Consider the following 23,214-nt stretch of genomic DNA (forward strand, 5'->3'; position numbering starts at 1 on the left):
TCGCGGACCGCAGGAGACGAACGGACCGCGCTGCCCTCAGGTCTTGCCGCCGCTCTGCAGGGCGGCCACCGCTTCCTTCGCGGCCTTGATCGCGCCCTTGTTGATCTCGTCGGTGGCCGGCGCCTTCTTCGTCTCGAAGTCGCTGCCGTTGTAGTTGACGATCACCAGCGCGTTGGCCACCCGGGCGATGACCACGCCCTCTCGGGTCTGCTGCTTGTCCTCGGTCGTGAGGTTCACCACCGAGTAGCCCTCGTCGCCGAGCCCCGGAACCGCCCCGCCGCCGCTCTTCTCCTTGGTGCGCTCCTTGTACGAGTTCTGCGCCGCCTCGTCCGACTCCGCGATCTCGAAGGAGATGTCGAGCCAGCGGTAGTCGTAGCCCTTGAGCGCGTTCCAGGAGCAGGTGCGGCGCAGCGCGGTGTCCGTGGACGGGATCTCCTTGCCCGCCGCCTTGGCGCCCGGCACGAGCGCGGCGACCGTCTTCACGGCCACACCGGCGCACGGCGCGGGCGCGGCGGCGTACGTCTTGGAGACGGCGGTGGAGGACGGCGCGGACGTCTCGTCGGGCCGGGTGTTCTGCGTGTCCTTGCGCGCGGTGTCCTGCGGTTCGTCGAGCGGGCCGGACGACATCGCCCAGCCCGCGCAGGCGAGCACGACCACCGGGGTCAGACGCGCGGTGAGGGCGAGCGGCAGTGGGAGGGAGCGCACGGAGCACTTTCGTGGGGGACGGTGCGGACGGGGTCCGCAGTGCGGACAGCAGACGCCAGTGTCACACGACTCCCTGTGGGGCGGAAGTGTGAACTCGCTCCGTGGCCGCGCGATGACGAAGGGGCCAGGATCTACCGGGACATCATGTCCTTTCATGGTGCATAGGGGGCGCAGTGCCGGTAGCGGGGACGCGGGGCGCGGGGGTGGGCCGGAGCGACGACCGCCAGGCCTCCCGGTCCCGCAGCACGGGGCCGGTCTCCGTCGGGGCGACGCCGCCGCCGGCGACGGCTGGTTCGGGGCAGAGGGGGGAACGGCTCCCCGGGGAGAACCGGTCTCGCACTCGTTCTCCCCGTGTTCTCCCCACGGCTCGCCCTAAGTTGGGTGGTCGACCGACGCACGCGGACACCGAGGTGAGAGATGCAGTTCACCACCCGCCCCACCCTTCAGGGCACCTTCGGCATGGTCTCCTCGACGCACTGGCTGGCCTCGCAGTCGGCGATGGCCGTGCTGGAGGACGGCGGCAACGCCTATGACGCGGCCGTGGCCGGGGCGTTCGTGCTGCACGTCGTCGAGCCGCACCTCAACGGGCCCGCCGGAGAGGTCCCGATCCTGCTCGCCCCGGCCGGCGGCGAGGTGCGCGTGCTGTGCGGGCAGGGCGTGGCGCCGGCCGGGGCGACGGTCGCGCACTACCGCGGTCTCGGCCTGGACCTCGTGCCCGGGACGGGACCGCTCGCCGCCGCGGTCCCCGGCGCGTTCGACGCCTGGCTGCTCCTCCTGCGGGACTACGGCACCAGGTCCCTCGACGACGTGCTGAAGTACGCGATCGGGTACGCCGAGCACGGGCACGCGCCCGTGGAGAACGTGGGCGCGACCGTCGAGACGGTACGGGAGCTGTTCGAGACGGAGTGGACCTCTTCGGCGGAGGTGTACCTGCCCGGCGGGCGGCCGCCGCGCCCCGGTGAACTGCTGCGCAACCCGGCGCTCGCCGCCACCTGGAAGCGGCTGCTCGCCGAGACCGCCCCGGCGGGCGACCGGGAGGCGCGGATCGAGGCCGCGCGGGAGGTGTGGCGGTCCGGGTTCGTCGCCGAGGCGCTGGTGCGCCAGTCCGCCCGGCCCACCCTGGACACCAGCGGCGAGCGCCACACCGGCAGGCTCACGGCCGCCGACCTCGCCGGCTGGTCCGCGTCCTACGAGACGCCGTCGACGTACGACTGGAACGGCTGGACCGTGTGCAAGGCCGGACCCTGGAGCCAGGGTCCGGCCCTCCTGCAGCAGTTGGCGCTGCTCCCGCCCGAACTGCCCGCGTACGGCTCGGCCGCCTACGTCCATCTCCTGGTGGAGGGCTGCAAACTCGCCATGGCCGACCGCGAGGCCTGGTACGGCGACGCGGCCGAGGTTCCGCTGGAGGCGTTGCTCGGCGCCGGTTACAACGCGGCGCGGCGGCGGCTGATCGGCGACGAGGCGTCGTACGAGCTGCGGCCCGGCAGCCCCGGCGGACGCCTCCCGCGGCTGAGCGCGCACGCGCACGTGACCGTCGCCGACGACCCCGCCCTCAGCCCCCCGGGCGCCGGCGAGCCGACCGTCGCCAAGGGGCCGGCGTCGCCCGTGCCCGGCGAGCCGGAAATCGCCGGGGACGGTGCCGTCCGCGGCGACACCTGCCACCTCGACGTCGTCGACCGCTGGGGCAACATGATCGCGGCGACGCCCAGCGGAGGCTGGCTCCAGTCCAACCCGGTCGTGCCCGAGCTGGGCTTCCCGCTCGGCACCCGGCTGCAGATGACCTGGCTGGACGAGGGCCTGCCGAACTCCCTCACGCCGGGGCGCCGCCCGCGCACCACCCTCACGCCGTCGCTGGCGCTGCGCGACGGGGTCCCCGTCATGGCGTTCGGCACACCCGGCGGCGACCAGCAGGACCAGTGGCAGCTGCACTTCCTCCTGGGGGTCGCCCTGCGCCCGCGGGTGCGCGGCGCCCTCGACCTGCAGGGGGCGATCGACGCGCCCAACTGGCACAACGACGGCTTCCCCGGTTCCTTCTTCCCGCGCGGCATGCGGCCGGGCAGTCTCACCGTGGAGTCCCGGATGCCGGCGGAGGTGGTGCGGGAGCTGCGGCGACGCGGTCATCGCGTGACCGTCGGCGACGCCTGGTCCGAGGGCCGTCTGTGCGCCGTCGCCCGCGATCCGGCGACCGGAATCCTGTCCGCGGCCGCGAACCCGCGCGGGATGCAGGGGTACGCGGTGGGCCGCTGAGAAGCGCCCACGGGCCGCCGACGGGACCGCTCGCGGTCCGGCGACCGCTCGCGGTCCGGCGGCGCCCGCGCCCGCCCCGCGCCCGGACGTGCGGGCTCCCGTTCTTCATCCCGATTCCACCCGTGATGCACCGGGCGGGCGGGGATTGTCAGTGGGGCGTGCTCTCATGGAGGCATGATCGAAGACACGGAAACCATCGACGAGTTTCTCGCCCGCCACTCGGCCGACGTGGAGGAGGCGGTCCGCCGCGCCGCCGCAGCCGAGATCATGCCGCGCTTCCGGCAGCTCGCCGCGCACGAGGTCGACGAGAAGAACGGCCCCCACGACCTGGTGACGGACGCCGACCGCAACGCCGAGCTGTACCTCACGAAGGCACTGGGCGCCCTCCTGCCGGGGTCGGTCGTCGTCGGCGAGGAGGCGGTGCACGCCGACCCGGCGACGTACGAGGCGATACAGGGCGGGACACCGGTCTGGATCGTCGACCCCGTCGACGGCACACGGCAGTTCGTGCACGGGGACGACGGCTTCTGCACCCTGGTCGCGCTCGTCCGCCACGGCGTCCTGCTGGCCTCGTGGACCTATGCTCCGGCCCGTGGCCTCCTGGCCACGGCGGTCCGCGGCGGCGGCGCCTTCCTCGACGGCGAGCGGCTGTTCGCCGGCCCGCCCGAGCCGGGCCGCGATCTGACCGTGGCCACCTCACACCCCGACTACACGACCGACGACCAGAAGCGCGCCCTGTTGGGGCTGTGGACGGACGGTGTCGCACCGCGCGCGTGCGGTTCGGCCGGCCTCGAGTATCTCGCCGTCGCCCGGGGCGAGTTGGACGCCACGGCCTTCTCCTGGGAAGCGGCGTGGGACCATGCGGCCGGGCTGCTCCTGGTCGAGGAGGCGGGCGGCGCCCACCTCACGCTCACCGGCGAGCCGTTCCGCGTCAGGGGCGGCAACTCCCTGCCGTTCACGGCAGCCCGGGACGCGGCCACGGCCCGTCGCGTGGCCGCGCTGCTCGCGGGTGGCGAATGGCGTACGGCGTCCGGCGCGGAGCCGCACCGGCGCACCGTCTGAGCCTGTGGGCGTCCCGCCCCGGCCGGCGCGTGCGGCCTGCCGGCCTGCGTGGCGTCCCGGCGGGGTTACGCGGTTTCCGGGCGGATCGGCGTCCTCGTGCGGTCGGCGTACCGCCCTGCATGGCGTCCGGGCCGGTTTTCGCGGTTTGCGGGCGTCGGGCGGCGTGCCGTGCTGCGCCAGAGCCCCGGCCGCGTCGCGCGGTTACCGGGTGTTCGACGCCGAGCCTGCCCGGCCGGTTGGGCGGCCGGCCGCGGCGTCGGTGGGTGTCCCGGCGGCTGCCGCGCTGCCCGGTGAGGGCCGCCGCCCGCCACGGGGACGCTCCGCGTCCAGGCGTGCGCCTGTCGGTTCCCGGCCGGTTTCGAGCCCCCGCGCCGCAGGTCTCGCGGACCCCCCGGCATATCCTGATTGCGGGGGCCACCGATGTCGGAGGTCACCGGCTGACGAAGGGGTCGAAGTGCCGTCGATGCTCGATGCGGTCGTGGTGGGAGCGGGGCCCAACGGGCTGACCGCAGCGGTGGAGCTGGCCAGGCGCGGCTTCTCCGTGGCGCTCTTCGAGGCGCGGGACACCGTGGGCGGGGGCGCCCGTACCGAGGAGCTCACCCTGCCGGGCTTCCGCCACGACCCGTGCTCCGCCGCCCACCCGCTGGGCATCAACTCGCCCGCCTTCCGCGCCCTGCCCCTGGAGCGCTACGGACTGCAGTGGCTGCACCCCGAGCTGCCCATGGCCCACCCCTTCCTCGACGGCAGCGCCGCCGTGCTGTCCCGGTCCGTGGCGGAGACGGCCGCCTCCTTCGGGCCGCGTGACGCGGGCCCCTACCGCCGCCTGGTCGAGCCCTTCCTGCCCAAGTGGGACGCCCTGGTCCGCGACTTCATGTCGCTGCCGCTGACCGCCCTCCCGCGCGACCCGCTCACCCTGGCCCGTTTCGGCCTGGTTGGCCTGCCCCCGTCCAGCTGGCTCACCCGCCGCTTCCACGACGAGCGGGCCAAGACTCTCTTCGCCGGTCTCGTAGCCCATGTCATGGCCCCGTTGAACGGGTTCGCCACCGGCGCCGTCGGCCTGGTCTTCGCCCTCTCCGCGCACGCCCGCGGCTGGCCGGTGGTCCGCGGCGGCTCCCAGTCCCTCTCCGACGCCCTCGCCGCGTACCTCGAGGATCTCGGCGGCAGCGTCCACACGGACTACGAGGTCAAGCGCCTCGACGACCTGCCGCCCGCCCGCGCCTACGTCTTCGACACCTCGCCCACCGCCCTCGGCCGCATCGCCGGCTTCGGCGACTACTACGCGGGGTACAAGTACGGCCCCGGCGTCTTCAAGATCGACTATGCCCTCGACGGTCCCGTCCCCTGGACCGCAAAGGAGGCCCGGCGGGCCGGCACCGTGCAGATCGGCGCGGACAGCGCGGAGATCGGCGCGGCGCTGCGAGCGCCCTCCCGGGAGGGGCGCGCGCCCGACCGGCCCTTCCTGATCACCGTGCAGCCCGGCGTCGTCGACCCGACCCGCGCCCCGGAGGGCAAGCACGTGTTCTGGGCGTACGGCCATGTGCCCAACGGCTGGACCGGCGACCTCACCGACGCCATGGAACGCCAACTGGAGCGCTTCGCACCCGGATTCCGCGACCGGGTCCTGGCCCGGGTCACCGCCGGCCCCGCCGAACTCGCCGCCCGCAACGCCAACTACGTCGGCGGGGACATCGCCGCCGGAGCCGTCTCCGGGCTCCAGATCCTGCTGCGCCCCAAGCTGACCGCGTTCCCGTACGCCACCCCGCACCCGGCCGTCTTCCTGTGCTCCTCGGCCACGCCGCCCGGCCCGGGCGTACACGGCATGTCGGGCCACAACGCGGCCAAGGCCGTCTGGCGGAGGCTGCGGCAGAACGGGTGAGCGGCGGTCGCCGCGCGTTGGTATACACACCGACATGACCACGATCACGCTCGTCCAGGGCGACATCACCCTGCAGTCCGTGGACGCCGTCGTCAACGCGGCCAACTCGTCGTTGCTCGGCGGGGGCGGCGTCGACGGCGCCGTCCATCGCCGCGGCGGCCCCGAGATCCTCGCCGACTGCCGCCGCCTGCGCGCCTCGCACTACGGCAAAGGCCTGCCCACCGGTCAGGCGGTCGCCACCAAGGCGGGCGATCTGGACGCCCGCTGGGTGATCCACACCGTGGGCCCCGTGTACAGCGTCACCGAGGACCGTTCGGACCTGCTGGCCTCCTGTTACCGGCAGTCGCTGCGGGTCGCGGACGAGCTGGGCGCCCACACGGTGGCCTTCCCGGCGATCTCCGCGGGCATCTACGGCTGGCCGATGGACGACGCCGCCCGGATCGCCGTGGAGACGGTGCGGGCGGCGCGCACGGCCGTGACCGAGGTGAGGTTCGTGCTCTACGACGAGTCGGCGTACGCCGCCTTCGCCGGCCGGGTCGGCTGACACCCGCCACGAACCGGGCCGACGCCGACGCCGATGCGGACGCGGTCGCGGTCGCGCAGGCGCCCGTCCGGCGACGTCGCCGGACGGGCGCCGACGAGATACGGGCCGAATACGGGCCGACACCTCCCGTCCGGGCGGATCGGCAGACCGGCCGACACGTCCCACGCCGTCCGGGCGGATCTGCGGATCTGCCGACCGGACGTGTCCTACCCGCAGTCGGGGGATCAAGTTCGTCCGCTTCCCTGACGGGGTCGGGGCTGCGGCCGGAGTCCGGGCCGACCGGGCCCGGGCGGAATCCCGGGCCGGGCGGAGTCCGCGCGCGGCAGCCGTCGCCCGTCGTCGGCCGCCGATGCCTCTGCCGTCGTCGCCAAAGTGGGGGCGGGGCCGGGGCCGTCGTCCGGCCGACGGCCCCGGCCGCTGCTCAGCCGTCGATGCGGTGCGTGGTCCAGAACGACGTCAGGTCGGTGGTCGTGGCGGCCCGGGCGGCCGCCTTGAACTCGGCCGTGGTCGAGACGCCGTACCAGTGGGAAGTGGCGTAGTCCTTCAGCAACTTGGCCATCGCGGTGTCGCCGATCAGTCGCCGCAGGTCGTGCAGTGCGCACTTGCCGTAGCCGTAGACGACGGTGGAGTACCGCGAGGAGTGGGTGTCCCAGTAGGCCATCGAGTTGGTGATCTTCTCCGCCGACGAGGCCCAGGACACGCTGTTCCAGCAGCCGCTGCCGGTCTTGCCCAGCGCCAGGTCGGTGGCGTAGTCGGTGAACGACTCGTCCAGCCACGGGCTCGTGTACTCGTCGTCGCCGACGATCCCGTACCACCACTGGTGGCCGATCTCATGGGTCAGCGCCGTGGTGCTGACCAGGTCGAGGACGAAGCCGGGGTACTCCATGCCGCCGAACCAGAAGCTGTTGTCGATGACGGCGTCCAGCTCGCCGTAGGGGTAGGCGCCGAAGCGGGAGGAGTGGGCGTCCACCGCGGTCTTCGCGGTGGTGAGCATCGACTGGGCGTCGGCCGAACTGATGCCGGAGACGGAGTAGACGTTGATCGGGGTGCCGGCGGCCGAGGCGCCGGAGATCCTGCTGAACGGGCCGGCCGCCCACGCGAAGTCCCGCACCCGGGAAGCGGTCGCCGTGGTGATGGTGCGGCCACTGGATCCCGCGGTGTCGACGGAGGTGCCGGTGGCCGGCACGAGCAGGGTGCTCGGGTGGTCGAGGGTCACCCTGAAGTCGGCGGCCAGGGAGTAGAACGACTCGCCGTTGTTCGTGTACGGGTCCAGATGCCAGCCCGCGCCGTCCTTCACCGCCAGCACGGGCAGCGCGTTTCCGATGAAGCTGAACGCCCCGTCGTGGCCGAACCGGTCGGCGCCGCTGGGCACCGTGATGCCGAGGTCGAAGCCGAGCGTGGTGCTCTGCCCCTGGGCCAGGGGCGCCGCGAGGGTGATCTGGAGGGCCGTGCAGCCGACCGAGAGGGCGCCCGCGGTGCCGCCGGTGACGTTGCCGACCGTGATCGGCATTGCGGCGCACGTGCCGTGGTAGTTGTCCCACAGCCGCAGGTACACCTCGGTGAGCGCGGTCGCGGAGGCGTTCGTGAAGGTCGCGCTCTCGTGTCCGGTCCACACCGTGCCGGCGGTGTTGCCGGTCAGACTGACGGTGTACGACGGGGCCGCCGGGGTGCGGACGGAGTCGGCGGGCGGCGTGGTGTCGCCGGAGGTGTCGAGCGCGATGTCGTCGAGGACGAAGTTCGACCGAAGGCTGGAGTCCTCGGTTCCGGTGAACGACAGACTCACCGTCTGCCCGGCGAAGGCCGACACGTCGAACGACTTCTGGACGTAGCCGGTGTTCTTGTCGAGGTTGGAGTACGTGGCCAGGGTCGTTGTGCCGATCTTGGCGGTCAGCTTGTCGTACGCCGTGGACGAGGTCGTCTCGGTCGTGTCGACGTGCAGCCAGAACGTCAGCGTGGCGGAGGCGCACCCGGAGGGGATGACGACGCTCTGCGCGAGGGTGTCGGTGTGCGTGCTGCCGACCCCGCCCAGCCAGGCGAAGGCGGTGCCGCTGTGGGCGCTCTGCCCGGTACGGCTGGTGATCACGCTGGTCGAGGACTGGGTCCACGGCGACGTGCCGCTCTCGAAGCCACCGTTGACGACGGCCTGGGCCGGTGTGCAGACGGCGGCCGCCGAGGCCGCGCCGTCGGCCGGGGCGCGGGTGGACGTGCCGGGTGCTGACGCGACGCCCCGCGGTGCGGAGCCGGCGAAGGCGCCCGTGGGTGCGGCCTCGTCCGGTGCGGCGGCTGCCGGAGGTGCGGCGGGGAGCGAGACGGCCGCCAGTGCGGCGAGGGCGAGCGCGCCTGCGGCGAGCGTCCTGCGGGGGGTGGGTCTCACGCGTTGCTCCTTTGCGACGGCCGGTTTTGCGGCCTGCTCGGTGGCTGTCCCCGGCGGTGTGGGTGAGCCGCGGGGCGGTGCGCGACGGTTGCCGGAAGCGTGACAGATCTGACGCGGGCATGCCATCCAGGGCGGGCAAAGGGTCGGTACCGGAACCGGACGCGGCGCCCCCGCTCCTCGGCCGCGACCTCGCCCTCCTCCGGGGCCCGCCGCCTGCGCGGACACGGGCCGCCCCACCGCTCACCCGACCGCTTCGGCTACGCTCACGCCCCCGTCCGCCGTCCGCTCACGCCCCCGTCCGCCGTCCGCTCACATCCGTCCGCCCTGCGCTGTGCGCCGGGCTTAACTCCCGGTGGCGGGTCGGGGAGACACCTGCGTAATGCACGGTTCGTACCGTCGCAGAGGCTTGGAGAGGCTCTCGCCAGGCCGATCGTCAGAAGGAAGGGGGCGCCCGTGGCCGTGCCGGACCCGCGGACCGACAGCGCGACCGAGACGAAGGTGCGCACGGTCTGCTCCTACTGCGGCGTCGGCTGCGGCATGATCCTCGACATCGGCTTCGGGCCGGACGGACGCCGTACGGTGCTGAAGGCCTCCGGAGACAAACAGCACCCGGCGAACTCCGGACGGCTGTGCACCAAGGGCGCGACCACCGCCGACATGCTCGCCGCGCCCGGCAGGCTCACCACCGCCCTCGTCCGCCAGGACCGCGGCGAGGAGCCGGAGCCCGCCTCCGTGGACGCGGCGGTCGCCGAGACGGCCCGGCGGCTGCGGGCCGTCGTCGACGAGCACGGTCCCGACGCGGTCGCCCTCTATGTGTCCGGCCAGATGAGCCTCGAAGCGCAGTACCTGGCCAACAAACTTGCCAAGGGTTTCCTGCGGACCAACCAGATCGAGTCCAACTCCCGGCTGTGCATGGCAAGCGCCGGAACCGGTTACAAGCTGTCCCTGGGCGCCGACGGCCCGCCCGGCTCCTACGACGACCTCGATCGCGCGGACGTCTTCCTCGTCATCGGCTCCAACATGGCCGACTGCCACCCCATCCTCTTCCTGCGGATGATGGAACGGGTGAAAGCGGGTGCGAAACTGATCGTCGTCGACCCGCGGCGCACCGCCACCGCCGCGAAGGCCGACCTGTTCCTCCAGGTCAGGCCGGGCACCGACCTCGCCCTCCTCAACGGACTGCTGTACCTCCTGCACGAGAACGGCCACACCGACCCGGAGTTCGTCGCCCGGTTCACCGAGGGCTGGGAGGAGATGCCCGGGTTCCTCGCCGACTACCCGCCCGCGACCGTCGCGCGGATCACCGGCATCCCGGAGGCCGACCTGCGCGAGGCGGCCCGGACGATCGGTGAGGCGGGGGAGTGGACCAGCTGCTGGACCATGGGCCTCAACCAGTCCACGCACGGCACCTGGAACACCAACGCGCTCATCAACCTCCACCTCGCCACCGGCGCGATCTGCCGGCCGGGCAGCGGCCCCTTCTCCCTCACCGGCCAGCCCAACGCCATGGGCGGCCGCGAGATGGGCTACATGGGCCCGGGGCTGCCCGGCCAGCGCTCGGTCCTCGTCGACGCCGACCGCGCCTTCGTCGAGGACCTGTGGGGTCTGCCTGCGGGCACGGTCAGGGCGGACGGCGTCGGCAAGGGCACCGTGGAGATGTTCCGCAAGATGGCCGACGGCGAGATCAAGGCCTGCTGGATCATCTGCACCAACCCCGTCGCCTCCGTGGCCAACCGCAGGACGGTCATCGAGGGTCTGGAGGCGGCCGAGTTCGTCGTCGCGCAGGACGTCTTCGCCGACACCGAGACCAACGCGTACGCCGACGTCGTCCTGCCCGGCGCGCTGTGGACCGAGACCGAGGGCGTGCTCATCAACAGCGAGCGCAACCTCACCCTCGCCCGTCCCGCCGCCGACCCGCCGGGGGAGGCGACGGCCGACTGGCGGCTCATCGCGGCCGTCGCCCGCGCCATGGGTTACGAGAGCGGCTTCTCCTACGACAGCGCCGAGGAGATCTTCGAGGAGATCAAGCGGGCGTACAACCCGGCAACCGGTTACGACCTGCGTGGAGTGACGTACGAGCGACTGCGCGTCGCCCCGGTCCAGTGGCCCGCCGGCACCGCCGACGGCTTTGACCGCAACCCGGTCCGGTACGTGAACGACGACGGCACGCTCACCTTCCCCACGGCCTCCGGCCGCGCGGTCTTCCATCCGCGCCCGCACGTCCCGCCCGCCGAGATGCCCGACGACGACTATCCGTTCGTGCTCAACACCGGCCGTCTGCAGCACCAGTGGCACACCCTGACGAAGACCGCCAAGGTGGCCAAGCTGAACAAGCTCGACCCCGGTCCGTTCGTCGAGGTGCACCCCGAGGACGCGGCCGCGCTCGGCCTCGCCGACGGCGACTCCGTGGAGGTCGCCTCACGGCGCGGGCGGGCCGTGCTGCCGGCCGTCGTCACCGACCGGGTGCTGCCCGGATCCTGTTTCGCCCCGTTCCACTGGAACGACCTGTTCGGCGAGTACCTCAGCGTCAACGCGGTCACCAGCGACGCCGTCGACCCGCTGTCCTTCCAGCCCGAGCTCAAGGTGTGCGCGGTCTCGCTGACGAAGGTCTCGACACCGGTTACCGTGCTTTCTCCGGCGACCGAGGCCCCGGCCGCCCGGGCAGCGGAACCCGCCGCTCTCGTTCCCGCCGCACTGCCGGCATTCGGCCCGGCCTCCGCGCCCGGCACGCCGACGGCCCCTCCCGCCGCTCTCGTCCCCACCGCGGTCCAGCCCTCCGCCGCCGCCGTCTTCGGCCTCGATCCCGCACCGCCGCCGGTGCTGACCGAACGCGAACGGCGTTACCTGGTCGGTTTCCTCGCCGGCATCCCGGCCGGCGCCCCGGGCGTGCCGGTCCTGCCGCCGGACGCCCCCTTCAGCCCCGAGCACGCGCTGTGGGTCAACGGCACCCTCGCGGGCATGTACTCCCGCACCACCACCGCCCCGCCCGCGGACCCGGCCCGACGGGTCGTGATCCTGTGGGCCTCCCAGACCGGCACCGCCGAGGACTTCGCCGCAGCCACCGCCGCACGCCTGTCCGCCGGCGGCCACCCGGCCGCCCTGGTCGCGATGGACGAGGCGGACCCGGCCGCCCTGCCCTCCGACGCCGACCTGCTGCTGATCACCAGCACCTTCGGCGACGGCGACGCGCCCGACAACGGGGCCGGCTTCTGGGACGGCCTGGACGCGCTGGACACCGGGCGCCTGGCGGGCCGCCGCTACGCCGTCCTCGCCTTCGGGGACTCCTCCTACGACGACTTCTGCGGACACGGCCGGCGCCTGGACCGCCGTATGGACGAGCTCGGCGCCGTCCGGCTGACCCCGCGCACCGACTGCGAACCGGACTACGAGACGGAGGCGGAGCTCTGGCTCGACCAGGTGCTCACCGCCCTGAAGGACGCCACGGAACTCCTGCCCGCGGTCCCCGGCACGCCACCCGCGCCGGCTCCCGCCCCCTTTCCCGCCGCCACCGGTGCGCCGGACGCCGCCCGTGCCGCCGCCCCCGCCGCCGGGCCCGCGTCGCCGTCCGCCGTCGCGGCCCCCTCCGCCGCTCCCGCCCGCTCCAGGCGTCCCGCTCCCGTCACCGCCCGGCTCACCGGCAACCGGCTGCTGAGCCTGCCCGGTTCCGGCAAGGAGGTCCGGCGCTTCACCTTCGACACGCGCGACAGCGAGACCCCCCTCGTCTACGAGGCCGGCGACGCGCTCGGCGTCCGGCCGCTCAACTCCCCGGACCTGGTGGCGGAGTGGCTGGCCGTCACAGGACTCGACGCGCACGCGCGCGTGCAGGTGAACGGGGTCGGGGAGACGGCGCTCGGGGAGGCCCTGCTGCGCCATCTCGACATCACCCGGATCACCCCGGCCCTGCTGCGCTTCACGGCCGACCGCACCCGCGACCCGCGCGAGCTGCGCAAACTGCTGCGCCCGGACAACAAGGACGAGCTGGCGAAGTGGTCCTGGGGCCGGCAGGCCGTCGATCTGGCGACCGAGTCCGGCGTCCGCGCCGACGCCCAGGAGTGGACTGACGTCCTCGGGCGGCTGCAACCGCGCCTGTACTCCATCTCGTCCAGCCCGCTGACCGACCCCCACCTCGTCTCGCTCACCGTCTCCGTCGTGCGCTACGAGAACCTGGCCGGCCGCCCCCGCCAGGGCGTCTGCTCGCCCTTCCTCGCCGATGCCGCACCCGGCGCCGAGGTCCCCGTCCACGTGCAGCGCTCGCCGCACTTCCGGCCGCCCGCCGACGCCTCGACGCCGATGGTGATGGTCGGTCCTGGCACCGGAGTGGCGCCGTTCGTCGGCTTCCTCGAGGAGCGCCGGGCGCGCGGCCACCGGGCCCCCAACTGGCTCTTCTTCGGCGAGCAGCACCGGGCGACGGACTTCTACTACGAGGAGGAGCTGACCGCCCTGCGGGCCGACGGCGTCCTCAGCCGCCTGGACACGGCCTTCTCCCGCGACCAGCGCGCCAAGGTCTACGTCCAGGACCGGATCCGCGAGCACGGCTCCCACCTGTGGTCCTGGCTCCGGGACGGCGCGCACTTCTACGTCTGCGGCGACGCCTCCCGGATGGCCAAGGACGTCGACCAGGCCCTGCGCGACGTCGCGGTCGTGCACGGCGGTCTGAGCGAGCCGGAGGCGGCGGCCTATGTGAAGCAGCTCGCCACCGACAAGCGATACGTGCGCGACGTCTATTGACGCAAGTCACCAGAAGAGCGCGTGTGCCGCGCGTGCACCAAGTGACGTTGCGCCGAAGAGAGTTGAAATTCGGCCATCGCGGCGCGCCTATGTTCGTTTTATCAACAGGATTGGACACGATCTGACACACCTCGGTCCGTGCACAGCCGCACGGATCGCCCCGAGGAAGGTCGTGGTCATGTCACACCCGCACGTGTCACCCATGGACCGGCCGGACCGCCCCCGGTGGGCGGAGCCGGACCATCTCCCGCGGACGGCCGTCAGCCGCCGCCGGCTGCTCGAAGGGTCGGCCGCCGTGCTCGGCGCGCTCGCCCTGTCCGCGCCCACCGCCGCCCGCGCGGCCGTGCCGTCCGAGGCGACGGGGGCGGCCGGCGCCCCCGAATGGAACGGCCGCATCGACGTCTTCCGGCTGGGCGCCGAGGCCCCGCACACCACCCTGATGCCCTACGCCGACCTCACCCAGGCCCTGGCGGCCGACCGTACGCGCTCGCCGTATCGGCTCAGTCTCGACGGGGTCTGGAAGTTCGCCCATGCCGAACGTCCCGACGACCGCGACGCCGACTTCTACCGCACCGACCTGGACGACCGCGGCTGGGACACCCTCCCCGTGCCCTCCGCCTGGCAGCTGCACGGCTACGACCGCCCGATCTACGTCAACATCACCTACCCCTGGTGGGGCCCCAACGGCCTGGGCGAGGAGGCGCAGCCGCCCGCCGCACCCACCCGCTACAACCCCGTCGGCCAGTACCGCCGCACCTTCACGCTCCCGCGCGGCTGGTCCGGACGGCGGACCTTCCTGCACTTCGAGGGCGTCAAGTCCGCCCACTACGTATGGATCAACGGGACGCTCGTCGGCTACCACGAGGACTCCTACGACCCGGCCGAGTACGACATCACCGCGCACCTCGAGGAGGGCGTCAACCAGATCGCCGTGGAGGTCTACCGCTACTCCGACGGCGACTGGCTGGAGGACCAGGACATGATCCGGCTGAGCGGCATCTTCCGCTCGGTCTACCTCTACTCCACGCCCGCCGTGCACCTGCGCGACTTCCGGCTGGACACCCCGCTGAGCGACGACTACCGGGCGGCCGAGCTGTCGGTCACCGCGAGCGTGCGGGACTACGGCGGCGGGGGCGCGGGCCGGTACGCCGTCGAGACCCAGCTGTACGACGCGAAGGGCCACCCGGTGTGGCCCAGACCGCTGGTCCAGGCCGTCGCCCTCGCCGCCGGGGAGGAGAGCACCGTCCGGGCCGCGAAGGCCGTGGCCACGCCGCGCCTGTGGTCGGCCGAACAGCCGAACCTCTACACGGCCGTGCTCCGCCTGCGGGACCCCGCCGGAAAGGTGATCGAAATCCTTTCCCACCGGGTGGGCTTCCGCGAGTTCGCGCTCCGGGACGGCCTCATGCGCATCAACGGCCGGCCCGTCTCGTTCCGGGGCACCAACCGGCACGAGATGCACCCCCGGCACGGCTCGGCTCTCACCCGCGCCGACATGGTCGAGGACATCGGGATCATCAAACGGCTGAACATCAACAGCGTCCGCACCTCGCACTACCCCAACAACCCGCACTGGCTCGAACTCGCCGACGAGTACGGCCTGTACCTCGTCGACGAGACCAATCTCGAGACCCACGGCATCCGGGGCCAGTACCCCGGCGACCACGCCGAGTGGACGACGGCCTGCGTGGCCCGTGCGCAGAACATGGTCCACCGGGACAAGAACCACGCCTCGGTCGTCATCTGGTCGCTCGGCAACGAGGCCGGCGGCGGCACCACGTTCAACGCCATGCACGACTGGATCCGCTCGTACGACACCACGCGCGTCATCCAGTACGAGGGCGACGACCGCCCGGGGATCAGCGACATCCGCTCCGAGATGTACGACAGTCCCTCCCGCGTCGAGGCGAGGGCGAAGGACACCGCCGACACCCGGCCGTACGTGATGATCGAGTACTCCCACGCGATGGGCAACTCCAGCGGAAACTTCAGGAAATACTGGGACCTGGTGCGCCGCCACGACGTACTGCAGGGCGGCTGGATCTGGGACTTCGTCGATCAGGCACTGACCTGGCCCACCCCCGCCCGCAAGCTGTTCACCGAGTCCGGCCCCGCCGCGCTGCGCGGTGAGGTCATCGCCCCCAGCGGCGGCTTCAGCCGCGACAAGGGCGTCTTCGGCGGCACCGTCTTCGCCCGTGACACGGGGCTCGACCTCACGGGGTCCCTCACCCTGGAAGCCTGGGCGACCCCGAAGGTGACCGGCAACCACCAGCCGATCCTCGCCAAGGGCGACACCCACTACGCACTGAAACAGACCGACAGGACGCTGGAGTTCTTCATCTACGGCAGCGGACAGTGGGCCGCCGCGAGCTGGGCGCTGCCGGCCGGATGGACGGGTGCCGAACACCACGTCGCGGGCGTTTTCGACGCGGCGGCGGGCACCCTGACGCTGTACGTCGACGGCTCCGTCCGGGCCACCCGGACCACCTCGGTGCGCCCTGCCGTCAACACCGCACCGCTCTCCCTGGCCACCGACGTCGACAACCCCACCCGGGAGTTCAGCGGAACCGTGCGACGGGCCCGGGTGTACGCCCGCGCGCTGAGCGCGGCCGAGCTGGCCTCCGACAGCCGCGGGCCCGGCGACGACGGCGTGCGCTTCTGGTTCGACGCCGCCACCGTCGGCTTCGGCGAGAAGCGGCCCCGCGACAGGACGTTCTACGCCTACGGCGGCGACTGGGGCGACAACCCCAACGACGGCGCGTTCTCCGGCGACGGGATCGTCACCGCCGACCGCGGGCTCACCGGCAAGTCCGCCGAGGTCAAGCGGATCTACCAGGCGATCGGCGCGGCCCCCGCCGCCGGCGCCCGGCTCGCCCCGGGCGCGGCGCTCACGCTCACCAACGAGAACCTCTTCACGAACCTCCGTGAGTACGACGGACGGTGGGAGCTGGTGGCGGACGGCAAGGTGGTGCAGCACGGACGGCTCAGCCGCGCCCAGCTGGACGTGGCGCCGCTGTCGAGCAAGGAGATCACCGTGCCGTTCCGGCTGCCGGCCCGGCCGGCACCGGGCGCGGAGTACTTCCTGCAGCTGTCGTTCACCACCAGCCGGAGCACGAAGTGGGCGAAGGCCGGCTTCGAGGCGGCCCGCGCGCAGATCGCCGTGGACGCGGGCAGCCCCGCCGTCACCCCTGTGCCGCTGGGCTCCGTCCCCGCACTCGCCCGTCAGGACGGCGCGGGGTCGGTCACCGTCACGGGCCGCGGCTTCTCGGTCGTCGTCGACAAGAGGACGGGCCTGATCAGCTCCTACCGGGCCGGCGGCGTCCGGCTGCTGGCCTCGGGGCCCGCCCCCAACTTCTGGCGGGCGCCGACCGACAACGACCGCGGCAACGGCCAGCACACCCGCAACCAGACCTGGCGCGACGCCGGCGCCCGTCGCCGGGTGACCGGTGTGACCGTGCGGGCCCTGCGCGACCGGGCCGTCGAGATCAAGGTCGTCGGCACCCTGCCCACCACGACGGAGTCGACGTACACCACCACCTACACCGTTTTCGGAAACGGTGAGATCAAAGTCGACAACACCCTGCACCCGGGCGCGGCCTCGCTGCCCTACATCCCCGAGGTGGGAACCCTGCTCCTGCTGCCCGGCAGCCTGGAGAATCTGCACTACTACGGACGCGGCCCCGAGGAGAACCACTGGGACCGCAACGACGCCACCGACGTCGGCCTGTACTCCGGCACCGTCACCGGGCAGTGGACCTCCTATCTGCGACCGCAGGAGAACGGCAACAGGACGGACGTCCGCTGGGTCGCCCTCACCGACGACGACGGCAACGGCCTGCTCGTCTCCGGTGAGCCGCTCCTGGAGGTCAACGCGTCGCACTTCACCCCCGAGGACCTGTCGGTCGGGGCCCGGCACGACTACCAGCTCACCGCGCGCAAGGAGGTCGTCCTGCGCCTGGCGCACCGGCAGATGGGCGTCGGCGGGGACAACAGCTGGGGTGCGCACACGCACGACGAGTACAAGCTGTTCGCCGACCGCGACTACGCGTACACCTACCGGCTGCGGCCGCTGACGGACGTCACCGAGGCGACGAAGGCCTCGCGGCGGCCCACGGCAACGACGTAGCAATCGGTTTCAGCACCACCGGCACCCCGGGACGGTCCGGAAACACCGGCACGGGTTGGTAACGCCGGCAAGGGCCGGGAGCACGGGAAAACACTGGAAACACCGGTAAAGGCAGGTAACACCGGCAAGAACCGAAACACCGGCAAGAACCGAAACACGGGCAAGGCCAGGTAACACCGGCAAGGCCCGGTAACACCGGTCACGCCGCCGGCGCCGGAGGCGGGCAGAGCGGCAGGGTGGGGCACGGTCATCGCGCACCGGGCGGTGACCGTGCCCCACCGGTCCGCTCACCCGGCCGCAGCACCGCCGCGGTCCGCCCGCAGCCACCGTTCGTCCTCGAACTCCGGAGGAACCTCGTCCTCCCACGGGTCGATTCCCCGTGCCTGAAGCTCGTCGAACCACCGGTCCCGCTGCGATGCGGGCAGCCCCGCCCCGCACCACGGGCAGTGGGCGATCCCGACGGTCGCGGTGCCCCCGTCATGGACGATCAGTCCGTACTCCCGGAACCTGGGCACGAACCGCACCAGCGCGTCCGGACACGCGAAAGGGTCGGGGTGCACCTCGCACCGCTGATTCACCTGAGTGTTCATCGCGTCACAACAGTGGTCGATCACTCACGCATTCTCCCCGGCGACACGGAAGAATCGGACGGGAACGACGCATCACCCGTCACGCATTCCACGGAAAAGGAAACCTCCCATGGCCGAGCAGGACGAACGCTTCGACGTCGTGGTCCTCGGCGCCGGCCCCGGCGGCTACGTCGCCGCGGTCCGCGCCGCCCAACTGGGCAAGCGCGTTGCCGTAGTCGAGGAGAAGTACTGGGGCGGCGTCTGTCTCAACGTGGGCTGCATCCCCACCAAGGCCCTCCTGCGCAACGCCGAACTCGCCCACATCTTCACCCGCGAGGCGAAGACCTTCGGCATCAGGGTCGACGGACAGGTCTCCTTCGACTACGGCGAGGCCTACCGCCGCAGCCGCAAGGTCGCCGACGGCAGGGTCAAGGGCGTCCACTACCTGATGAAGAAGAACAAGATCACCGAGCTCCACGGCCGCGGCACGTTCGTGGACGACCACACCCTCACGGTGACCGGGGCGGACGGGGAAACCCGCACCATCGGTTTCGACAGCTGCATCATCGCGACCGGAGCCACCCCCAGACTGCTTCCCGGCACCAGGCGCACCGCCCGCGTGGTGACGTACGAGGAGCAGATCCTCGCCGACGACCTCCCGCAGTCGATCGTCGTCGCGGGCGCCGGGGCGATCGGCATCGAGTTCGCCTACGTCCTGCACAACTACGGCGTGAAGGTCACGATCGTCGAGTTCCTGGACCGTATGGCGCCCCTGGAGGACGTCGAGGTCTCCGCCGAACTCGCCCGCCAGTACCGCAAGCTGGGCATCGACGTGCTCACGTCGACGCGCGTGGAGTCCATCGACGAGTCCGGTCCGCGGGTGCGGGTCACCGTCACCGGCAAGGACGGCGCCCAGCAGGTCCTCGAGGCCGACAAGGTCCTCCAGGCGATCGGCTTCGCCCCGAACGTCACCGGATTCGGCCTGGAGAACACCAAGGTCGCGGTCACCGAACGCGGCGCGATCGACGTCGACGGCCGCTGCCGCACCTCGGTCCCGCACATCTACGCCATCGGTGACGTCACCGCGAAGCTCATGCTCGCGCACACCGCCGAGGCGATGGGCGTCGTCGCCGCCGAGACCCTCGCCGGAGCGGAGACCATGGAGCTGGACTACGCCATGATCCCGCGCGCCACCTACTGCCAGCCGCAGATCGCCAGCTTCGGCTACACCGAGGCCCAGGCCCGCGAGCGCGGCCACGACGTCAAGGTGGCGAAGTTCCCCTTCACCGCGAACGGCAAGGCGCACGGCCTCGGCGACGTCACCGGCTTCGTGAAGCTGATCAGCGACGCCAAGTACGGCGAGCTGCTCGGCGGCCACCTCATCGGCCCCGACGTCACCGAACTCCTGCCCGAGCTCACGCTGGCCCAGCAGTGGGACCTCACCGTCCACGAGGTCGCCCGCAACGTCCACGCCCATCCGACGCTGGGCGAGGCCGTCAAGGAGGCGGTGCACGGACTGGCCGGACACATGATCAACATGTAGGCGGTCGACACGGGCGGCGGGGTCGTTCACCCGAACGGCCCGGCCGCGCTCGCCGTCGCCGCCCGGCCGCGTTGTGCTGGCACCGACCGGCCCCACCCGGGCCCGGCGCAACCGACGGCGAGGAAGTGCGGCATGGCCGACAGCGGTGTTCCCGCCGACGCGGAGCTGGAGACGCTCCGGGCCCGCGTCGCGGCACTGGAGGCGGAGCGCAGCCGTCCGCCCGCCCACCACCGGGTCCGCTCGGTCTTCGCGGTCGTCCTCATCGTCCTCGGCTGCGTCCTGGCCCCGCTGGGCCTGGTGGCGGCCTGGACGTCCAGCATCGTGGGCGACACCGACCGCTACGTCGACACCGTGCGCCCGCTGGCCGCCGACAAGGACGTCCAGAACGCGGTCGCAGGCCGCGTCACGGACGCGCTGATGGAGCGTATCGACCTCACCGCGCTCCTCCAGGACGCCGCCCCCGCCCAGCGGCCCCTGCTGGAGAAGGCCCTCGGCAGGCTCGGCCCCTCGCTCGAGGACGCCGTCCGCAGCTTCGTGCACGACAAGGCGCAGGCGATCGTCGCCTCCGACGCCTTCCAGAAGATCTGGACCGACGCCAACCGCAGGATCCACAGCTCCGTCGAGAAGGCGCTCACGGGCAGCGGCGGCGGCGCGGTGAAGATCGAGAACGACACGGTGACACTCGATCTCGCGCCCGTCGTCGAGCAGGTCAAGCAACGCCTCGTCGACTCCGGCATGACGGTCGCGGGCAAGATCCCCGAGATCCACACCGACTTCACCCTCGTCAGGTCCGAGGACATCGGCAAGGTCAAGACGTACTTCCGGGTGCTGCAACTGGTGGGCTTCTGGCTGCCCGTCGTCGCGGTCCTGCTGGTCGCGGCCGGCGTCCTGCTGTCGACGCACCGCCGCCGCGTCCTGATCGTCGCCGCGCTCTGCTTCGCCTTCGCCACCCTCCTCCTGGGTGTCGCGCTGACCGTCTTCCGGGTCGTCTACCTGGACGCCCTGCCCGCCGGCGTGTCCCAGCCGGCCGCCGGGTCCGTGTACGACACGCTCGTCCGCTTCCTGCGCACCTCCGTGCGGTCGGTGGTCGCCCTCGGCGTGGTGGTGGCCCTCGCCGCCTGGCTGACCGGGCCCGGCCGTCACGCCGCACTGGCACGGCGGCTGTGGCACTCGGGCATCGGCGCCGTGCGCACGACCGCCGACCACGCCGGAATGCGCACCGGCCCCGTGGGGCCGTTCGTGGACCGCTACCGCACCTGGATCACGTGGATCCTGGCCGCGGGAGCCGTCCTGGCCTTCCTCCTGTGGCCCTATCCGACGGGCTGGGTCGTCGTCGGTCTCGCCCTCGCCCTGCTCTTCGCGCTCGCGGTCGTCGACTTCCTCGCCGTCCCGCCCCGGCGAAAGGACCTCCCCGCATGAGCGCGCACCCCCCGGCCGGCGACCCGCACGGTGAGATCGGCACCGCCTGGTCCGCGCCGCGCGGCGGGTCACGCCCGCCGGAACCGGGCCACGGGCGGCTCGGCGACGGCATCGTCTTCGCCGGCGTCCTGATGCTCTGCGGCGGCGTGCTCGCCGTCCTCCAGGGCATCGCGGCCATCGCCGAGGACGACGTGTACGCCCGTATCGGCTCCTACGTCTACGAGCTCAGCCTGACCGGCTGGGGCTGGATCCACCTCGCGCTCGGCCTCCTCGCCGCCGCGACCGGCGCGGCCCTGCTCAGAGGGATGACATGGGCCCGCTTCACCGGTGTCTTCCTGGCCGCGCTGAGCCTCGTCCTGCAGTTCCTGTTCCTGCCGTACGAGCCCCTGTGGTCGGTCGTCGTCATGGCGATCGACGCCTTCGTGATCTGGTCACTGGTCTCCTGGCAGGAGCGCGGAGCGGCGCCGGGCGCACGACGTTGATGTCGGATTCCCGCCAGCGCCCGCGCGCTCCCCGGACGATGCTGGACCCATGCAGAACGGGATGCACACCGACCGCGAACGCTGTGTGCGCGCCGTCCGGTCCAAGGACGCGCGCTTCGACGGCTGGTTCTTCACGGCGGTCCTGACCACCGGAATCTACTGCCGGCCGAGCTGCCCGGCGGTACCGCCCAAGCCGGAGAACATGGTGTTCCGGCCGAGCGCCGCCGCCTGCCAGCAGGCCGGCTTCCGCGCCTGCAAGCGCTGCCGGCCCGACACCAGCCCCGGCTCCCCGGAGTGGAACCGGCGGGCCGACCTGGTCGCGCGGGCCATGCGGCTGATCGCGGACGGCGTCGTCGACCGCGAGGGCGTACCCGGACTCGCCGCCCGGCTGGGATACAGCACCCGCCAGATCGAACGTCAGCTCGTGGGCGAACTCGGCGCGGGACCGCTCGCCTTGGCCCGCGCCCAGCGCGCCCAGACCGCCCGCCTCCTCATCGAGACCACCGCACTCCCCATGGCGGACGTCGCGTTCGCCGCCGGCTTCGCCTCCGTGCGCACCTTCAACGACACCGTGCGCGAGGTCTTCGCCCTCGCTCCGAGCGCACTGCGCGCCCGCGTCCCGCGCAAGGACGCCCCCGTCCACCCGGCGACGCCCGGGACGCTCGTCCTGCGCCTCCCCTTCCGCACCCCCCTCAACCCCGACAACCTGTTCGGGCATCTGGCCGCGACCGGCGTCCCCGGCGTGGAGGAGTGGCGGGACGGCGCGTTCCGGCGCACGCTGCGGCTGCCGTACGGGCACGGCGTGGTGGCGCTCACCCCGAACCCCGACCACATCGGCTGCCGTCTCACCCTCAGCGACCTGCGCGATCTCACCGTGGCCATCAGCCGCTGCCGGCGGATGCTGGACCTGGACGCCGACCCGGTCGCCGTCGACGACCAGCTGCGCACCGACCCGCTGCTCGCGCCCCTGGTGGACAAGGCGCCCGGCCGACGGGTGCCGCGCACGGTCGACGAGGCGGAGTTCGCCGTCCGCGCCGTGCTGGGCCAGCAGGTGTCCACCGCGGCGGCCCGCACCCACGCCGCCCGTCTGGTCACCGCCCACGGCGACCCGGTGGACGATCCCGAAGGCGGCCTCACGCACCTCTTCCCCAGCCCCGAGGCCCTGGCCGAGGTCGATCCCGGGTCGCTCGCCATGCCGCGCACCCGCCGCACCACCTTCACCACCCTGGTGCGCGAACTCGCCGCCGGTACCCTGCGCCTCGGCGCGGAGAGCGACTGGCCCGAGGCCCGCGCGAGGCTCCTCGCGCTGCCCGGCTTCGGTCCCTGGACCACCGACGTCATCGCGATGCGCGCCCTCGGCGACCCCGACGCCTTCCTGCCCACCGACCTCGGAATCCGGCGTGCCGCCGAGGAGTTGGGCCTGCCCGCCACGCCCGCGGCGCTCACCGCACGGGCGGCGGCCTGGCGCCCCTGGCGCGCGTACGCCGTCCAGTACCTCTGGGCGACCGACAGCCACCCGATCAACTTCCTTCCGGTATAAGG

General features: G+C 72.6%; 13 protein-coding genes. 10 read left to right on the forward strand and 3 right to left on the reverse strand.

The window, feature by feature from the left end; translation table 11 throughout:
- Positions 1-36: 36 nt before the first annotated feature.
- On the reverse strand, positions 37-705 hold the full coding sequence (locus C6376_RS32960) for a hypothetical protein (RefSeq protein ID WP_107446689.1): 669 nt from the start codon (positions 703-705) through the stop codon (positions 37-39).
- Positions 706-1,122: 417 nt separating this feature from the next.
- Between C6376_RS32960 and C6376_RS32965 the strand changes: the two genes are divergently transcribed.
- The 4 genes from C6376_RS32965 (at position 1,123) to C6376_RS32980 (ending at position 6,434) form a co-directional block, all read left to right on the forward strand.
- Positions 1,123-2,952: a gamma-glutamyltransferase family protein gene (locus tag C6376_RS32965; protein ID WP_107446690.1), complete on the forward strand. Its 1,830-nt coding sequence runs from the start codon at positions 1,123-1,125 to the stop codon at positions 2,950-2,952.
- A gap of 174 nt (positions 2,953-3,126) precedes the next feature.
- Entirely contained in the window at positions 3,127-4,014 is an 888-nt protein-coding gene (locus tag C6376_RS32970) for an inositol monophosphatase family protein (protein ID WP_107446691.1), read from the forward strand.
- Between the two features lie 463 nt (positions 4,015-4,477).
- Positions 4,478-5,890, forward strand: a complete 1,413-nt coding sequence (locus C6376_RS32975; protein ID WP_107449333.1) for an NAD(P)/FAD-dependent oxidoreductase — start codon at positions 4,478-4,480, stop codon at positions 5,888-5,890.
- 34 nt (positions 5,891-5,924) lie between these two features.
- The gene (locus tag C6376_RS32980; RefSeq protein ID WP_107446692.1) at positions 5,925-6,434 is read left to right on the forward strand and encodes an O-acetyl-ADP-ribose deacetylase; all 510 of its coding nucleotides are present in this window, start codon (positions 5,925-5,927) and stop codon (positions 6,432-6,434) included.
- Between the two features lie 421 nt (positions 6,435-6,855).
- On the opposite strand, the gene C6376_RS32985 is transcribed toward C6376_RS32980, so the two are convergent.
- Positions 6,856-8,808, reverse strand: a complete 1,953-nt coding sequence (locus C6376_RS32985) for a M1 family metallopeptidase (protein ID WP_107446693.1) — start codon at positions 8,806-8,808, stop codon at positions 6,856-6,858.
- Between the two features lie 453 nt (positions 8,809-9,261).
- Here C6376_RS32985 and C6376_RS32990 point away from each other — a divergent pair, with 453 nt between their 5' ends.
- Complete coding sequence (locus C6376_RS32990; protein ID WP_107446694.1) at positions 9,262-13,536, forward strand: molybdopterin-dependent oxidoreductase; 4,275 nt, start codon at positions 9,262-9,264, stop codon at positions 13,534-13,536.
- Positions 13,537-13,714: 178 nt separating this feature from the next.
- Positions 13,715-17,659, forward strand: coding sequence for a glycoside hydrolase family 2 TIM barrel-domain containing protein (locus C6376_RS32995; protein WP_107449334.1), 3,945 nt, complete (start codon positions 13,715-13,717; stop codon positions 17,657-17,659).
- Between the two features lie 287 nt (positions 17,660-17,946).
- Here the strand turns inward: C6376_RS32995 and C6376_RS33000 are convergent, their stop codons facing one another.
- The gene (locus C6376_RS33000; protein WP_107446695.1) at positions 17,947-18,273 is read right to left on the reverse strand and encodes a hypothetical protein; all 327 of its coding nucleotides are present in this window, start codon (positions 18,271-18,273) and stop codon (positions 17,947-17,949) included.
- Positions 18,274-18,358: 85 nt separating this feature from the next.
- On the opposite strand from C6376_RS33000, the gene lpdA reads away from it, so the two are divergent.
- The 4 genes from lpdA (at position 18,359) to C6376_RS33020 (ending at position 23,212) form a co-directional block, all read left to right on the forward strand.
- Positions 18,359-19,771 carry a dihydrolipoyl dehydrogenase gene (gene lpdA, locus C6376_RS33005; RefSeq protein WP_107446696.1) on the forward strand — a complete coding sequence of 471 codons (1,413 nt, stop codon included), beginning with the start codon at positions 18,359-18,361 and terminating at the stop codon, positions 19,769-19,771.
- Positions 19,772-19,903: 132 nt separating this feature from the next.
- On the forward strand, positions 19,904-21,190 hold the full coding sequence (locus C6376_RS33010; protein ID WP_107446697.1) for a hypothetical protein: 1,287 nt from the start codon (positions 19,904-19,906) through the stop codon (positions 21,188-21,190).
- Positions 21,187-21,672: a hypothetical protein gene (locus C6376_RS33015; protein ID WP_107446698.1), complete on the forward strand. Its 486-nt coding sequence runs from the start codon at positions 21,187-21,189 to the stop codon at positions 21,670-21,672. The genes C6376_RS33010 and C6376_RS33015 overlap by 4 nt, the downstream gene beginning before the upstream one ends.
- A gap of 49 nt (positions 21,673-21,721) precedes the next feature.
- Positions 21,722-23,212, forward strand: coding sequence for an AlkA N-terminal domain-containing protein (locus C6376_RS33020; protein WP_107446699.1), 1,491 nt, complete (start codon positions 21,722-21,724; stop codon positions 23,210-23,212).
- Positions 23,213-23,214: the final 2 nt, after the last annotated feature.

Origin of the sequence: Streptomyces sp. P3 (genome assembly GCF_003032475.1) — a bacterium.
In the GTDB taxonomy this organism is placed as follows: Bacteria; Actinomycetota; Actinomycetes; order Streptomycetales; family Streptomycetaceae; genus Streptomyces.

Coding starts and splice junctions, on each gene's coding strand:
- C6376_RS32995 (WP_107449334.1), top strand. CDS start 13,715: ATGTCACACCCGCACGTGTCACCCATGGACCGGCCGGACCGCCCCCGG.
- C6376_RS33020 (WP_107446699.1), top strand. CDS start 21,722: ATGCAGAACGGGATGCACACCGACCGCGAACGCTGTGTGCGCGCCGTC.
- C6376_RS32970 (WP_107446691.1), top strand. CDS start 3,127: ATGATCGAAGACACGGAAACCATCGACGAGTTTCTCGCCCGCCACTCG.
- C6376_RS32980 (WP_107446692.1), top strand. CDS start 5,925: ATGACCACGATCACGCTCGTCCAGGGCGACATCACCCTGCAGTCCGTG.
- C6376_RS32965 (WP_107446690.1), top strand. CDS start 1,123: ATGCAGTTCACCACCCGCCCCACCCTTCAGGGCACCTTCGGCATGGTC.
- lpdA (WP_107446696.1), top strand. CDS start 18,359: ATGGCCGAGCAGGACGAACGCTTCGACGTCGTGGTCCTCGGCGCCGGC.
- C6376_RS33015 (WP_107446698.1), top strand. CDS start 21,187: ATGAGCGCGCACCCCCCGGCCGGCGACCCGCACGGTGAGATCGGCACC.
- C6376_RS33010 (WP_107446697.1), top strand. CDS start 19,904: ATGGCCGACAGCGGTGTTCCCGCCGACGCGGAGCTGGAGACGCTCCGG.
- C6376_RS32975 (WP_107449333.1), top strand. CDS start 4,478: ATGCTCGATGCGGTCGTGGTGGGAGCGGGGCCCAACGGGCTGACCGCA.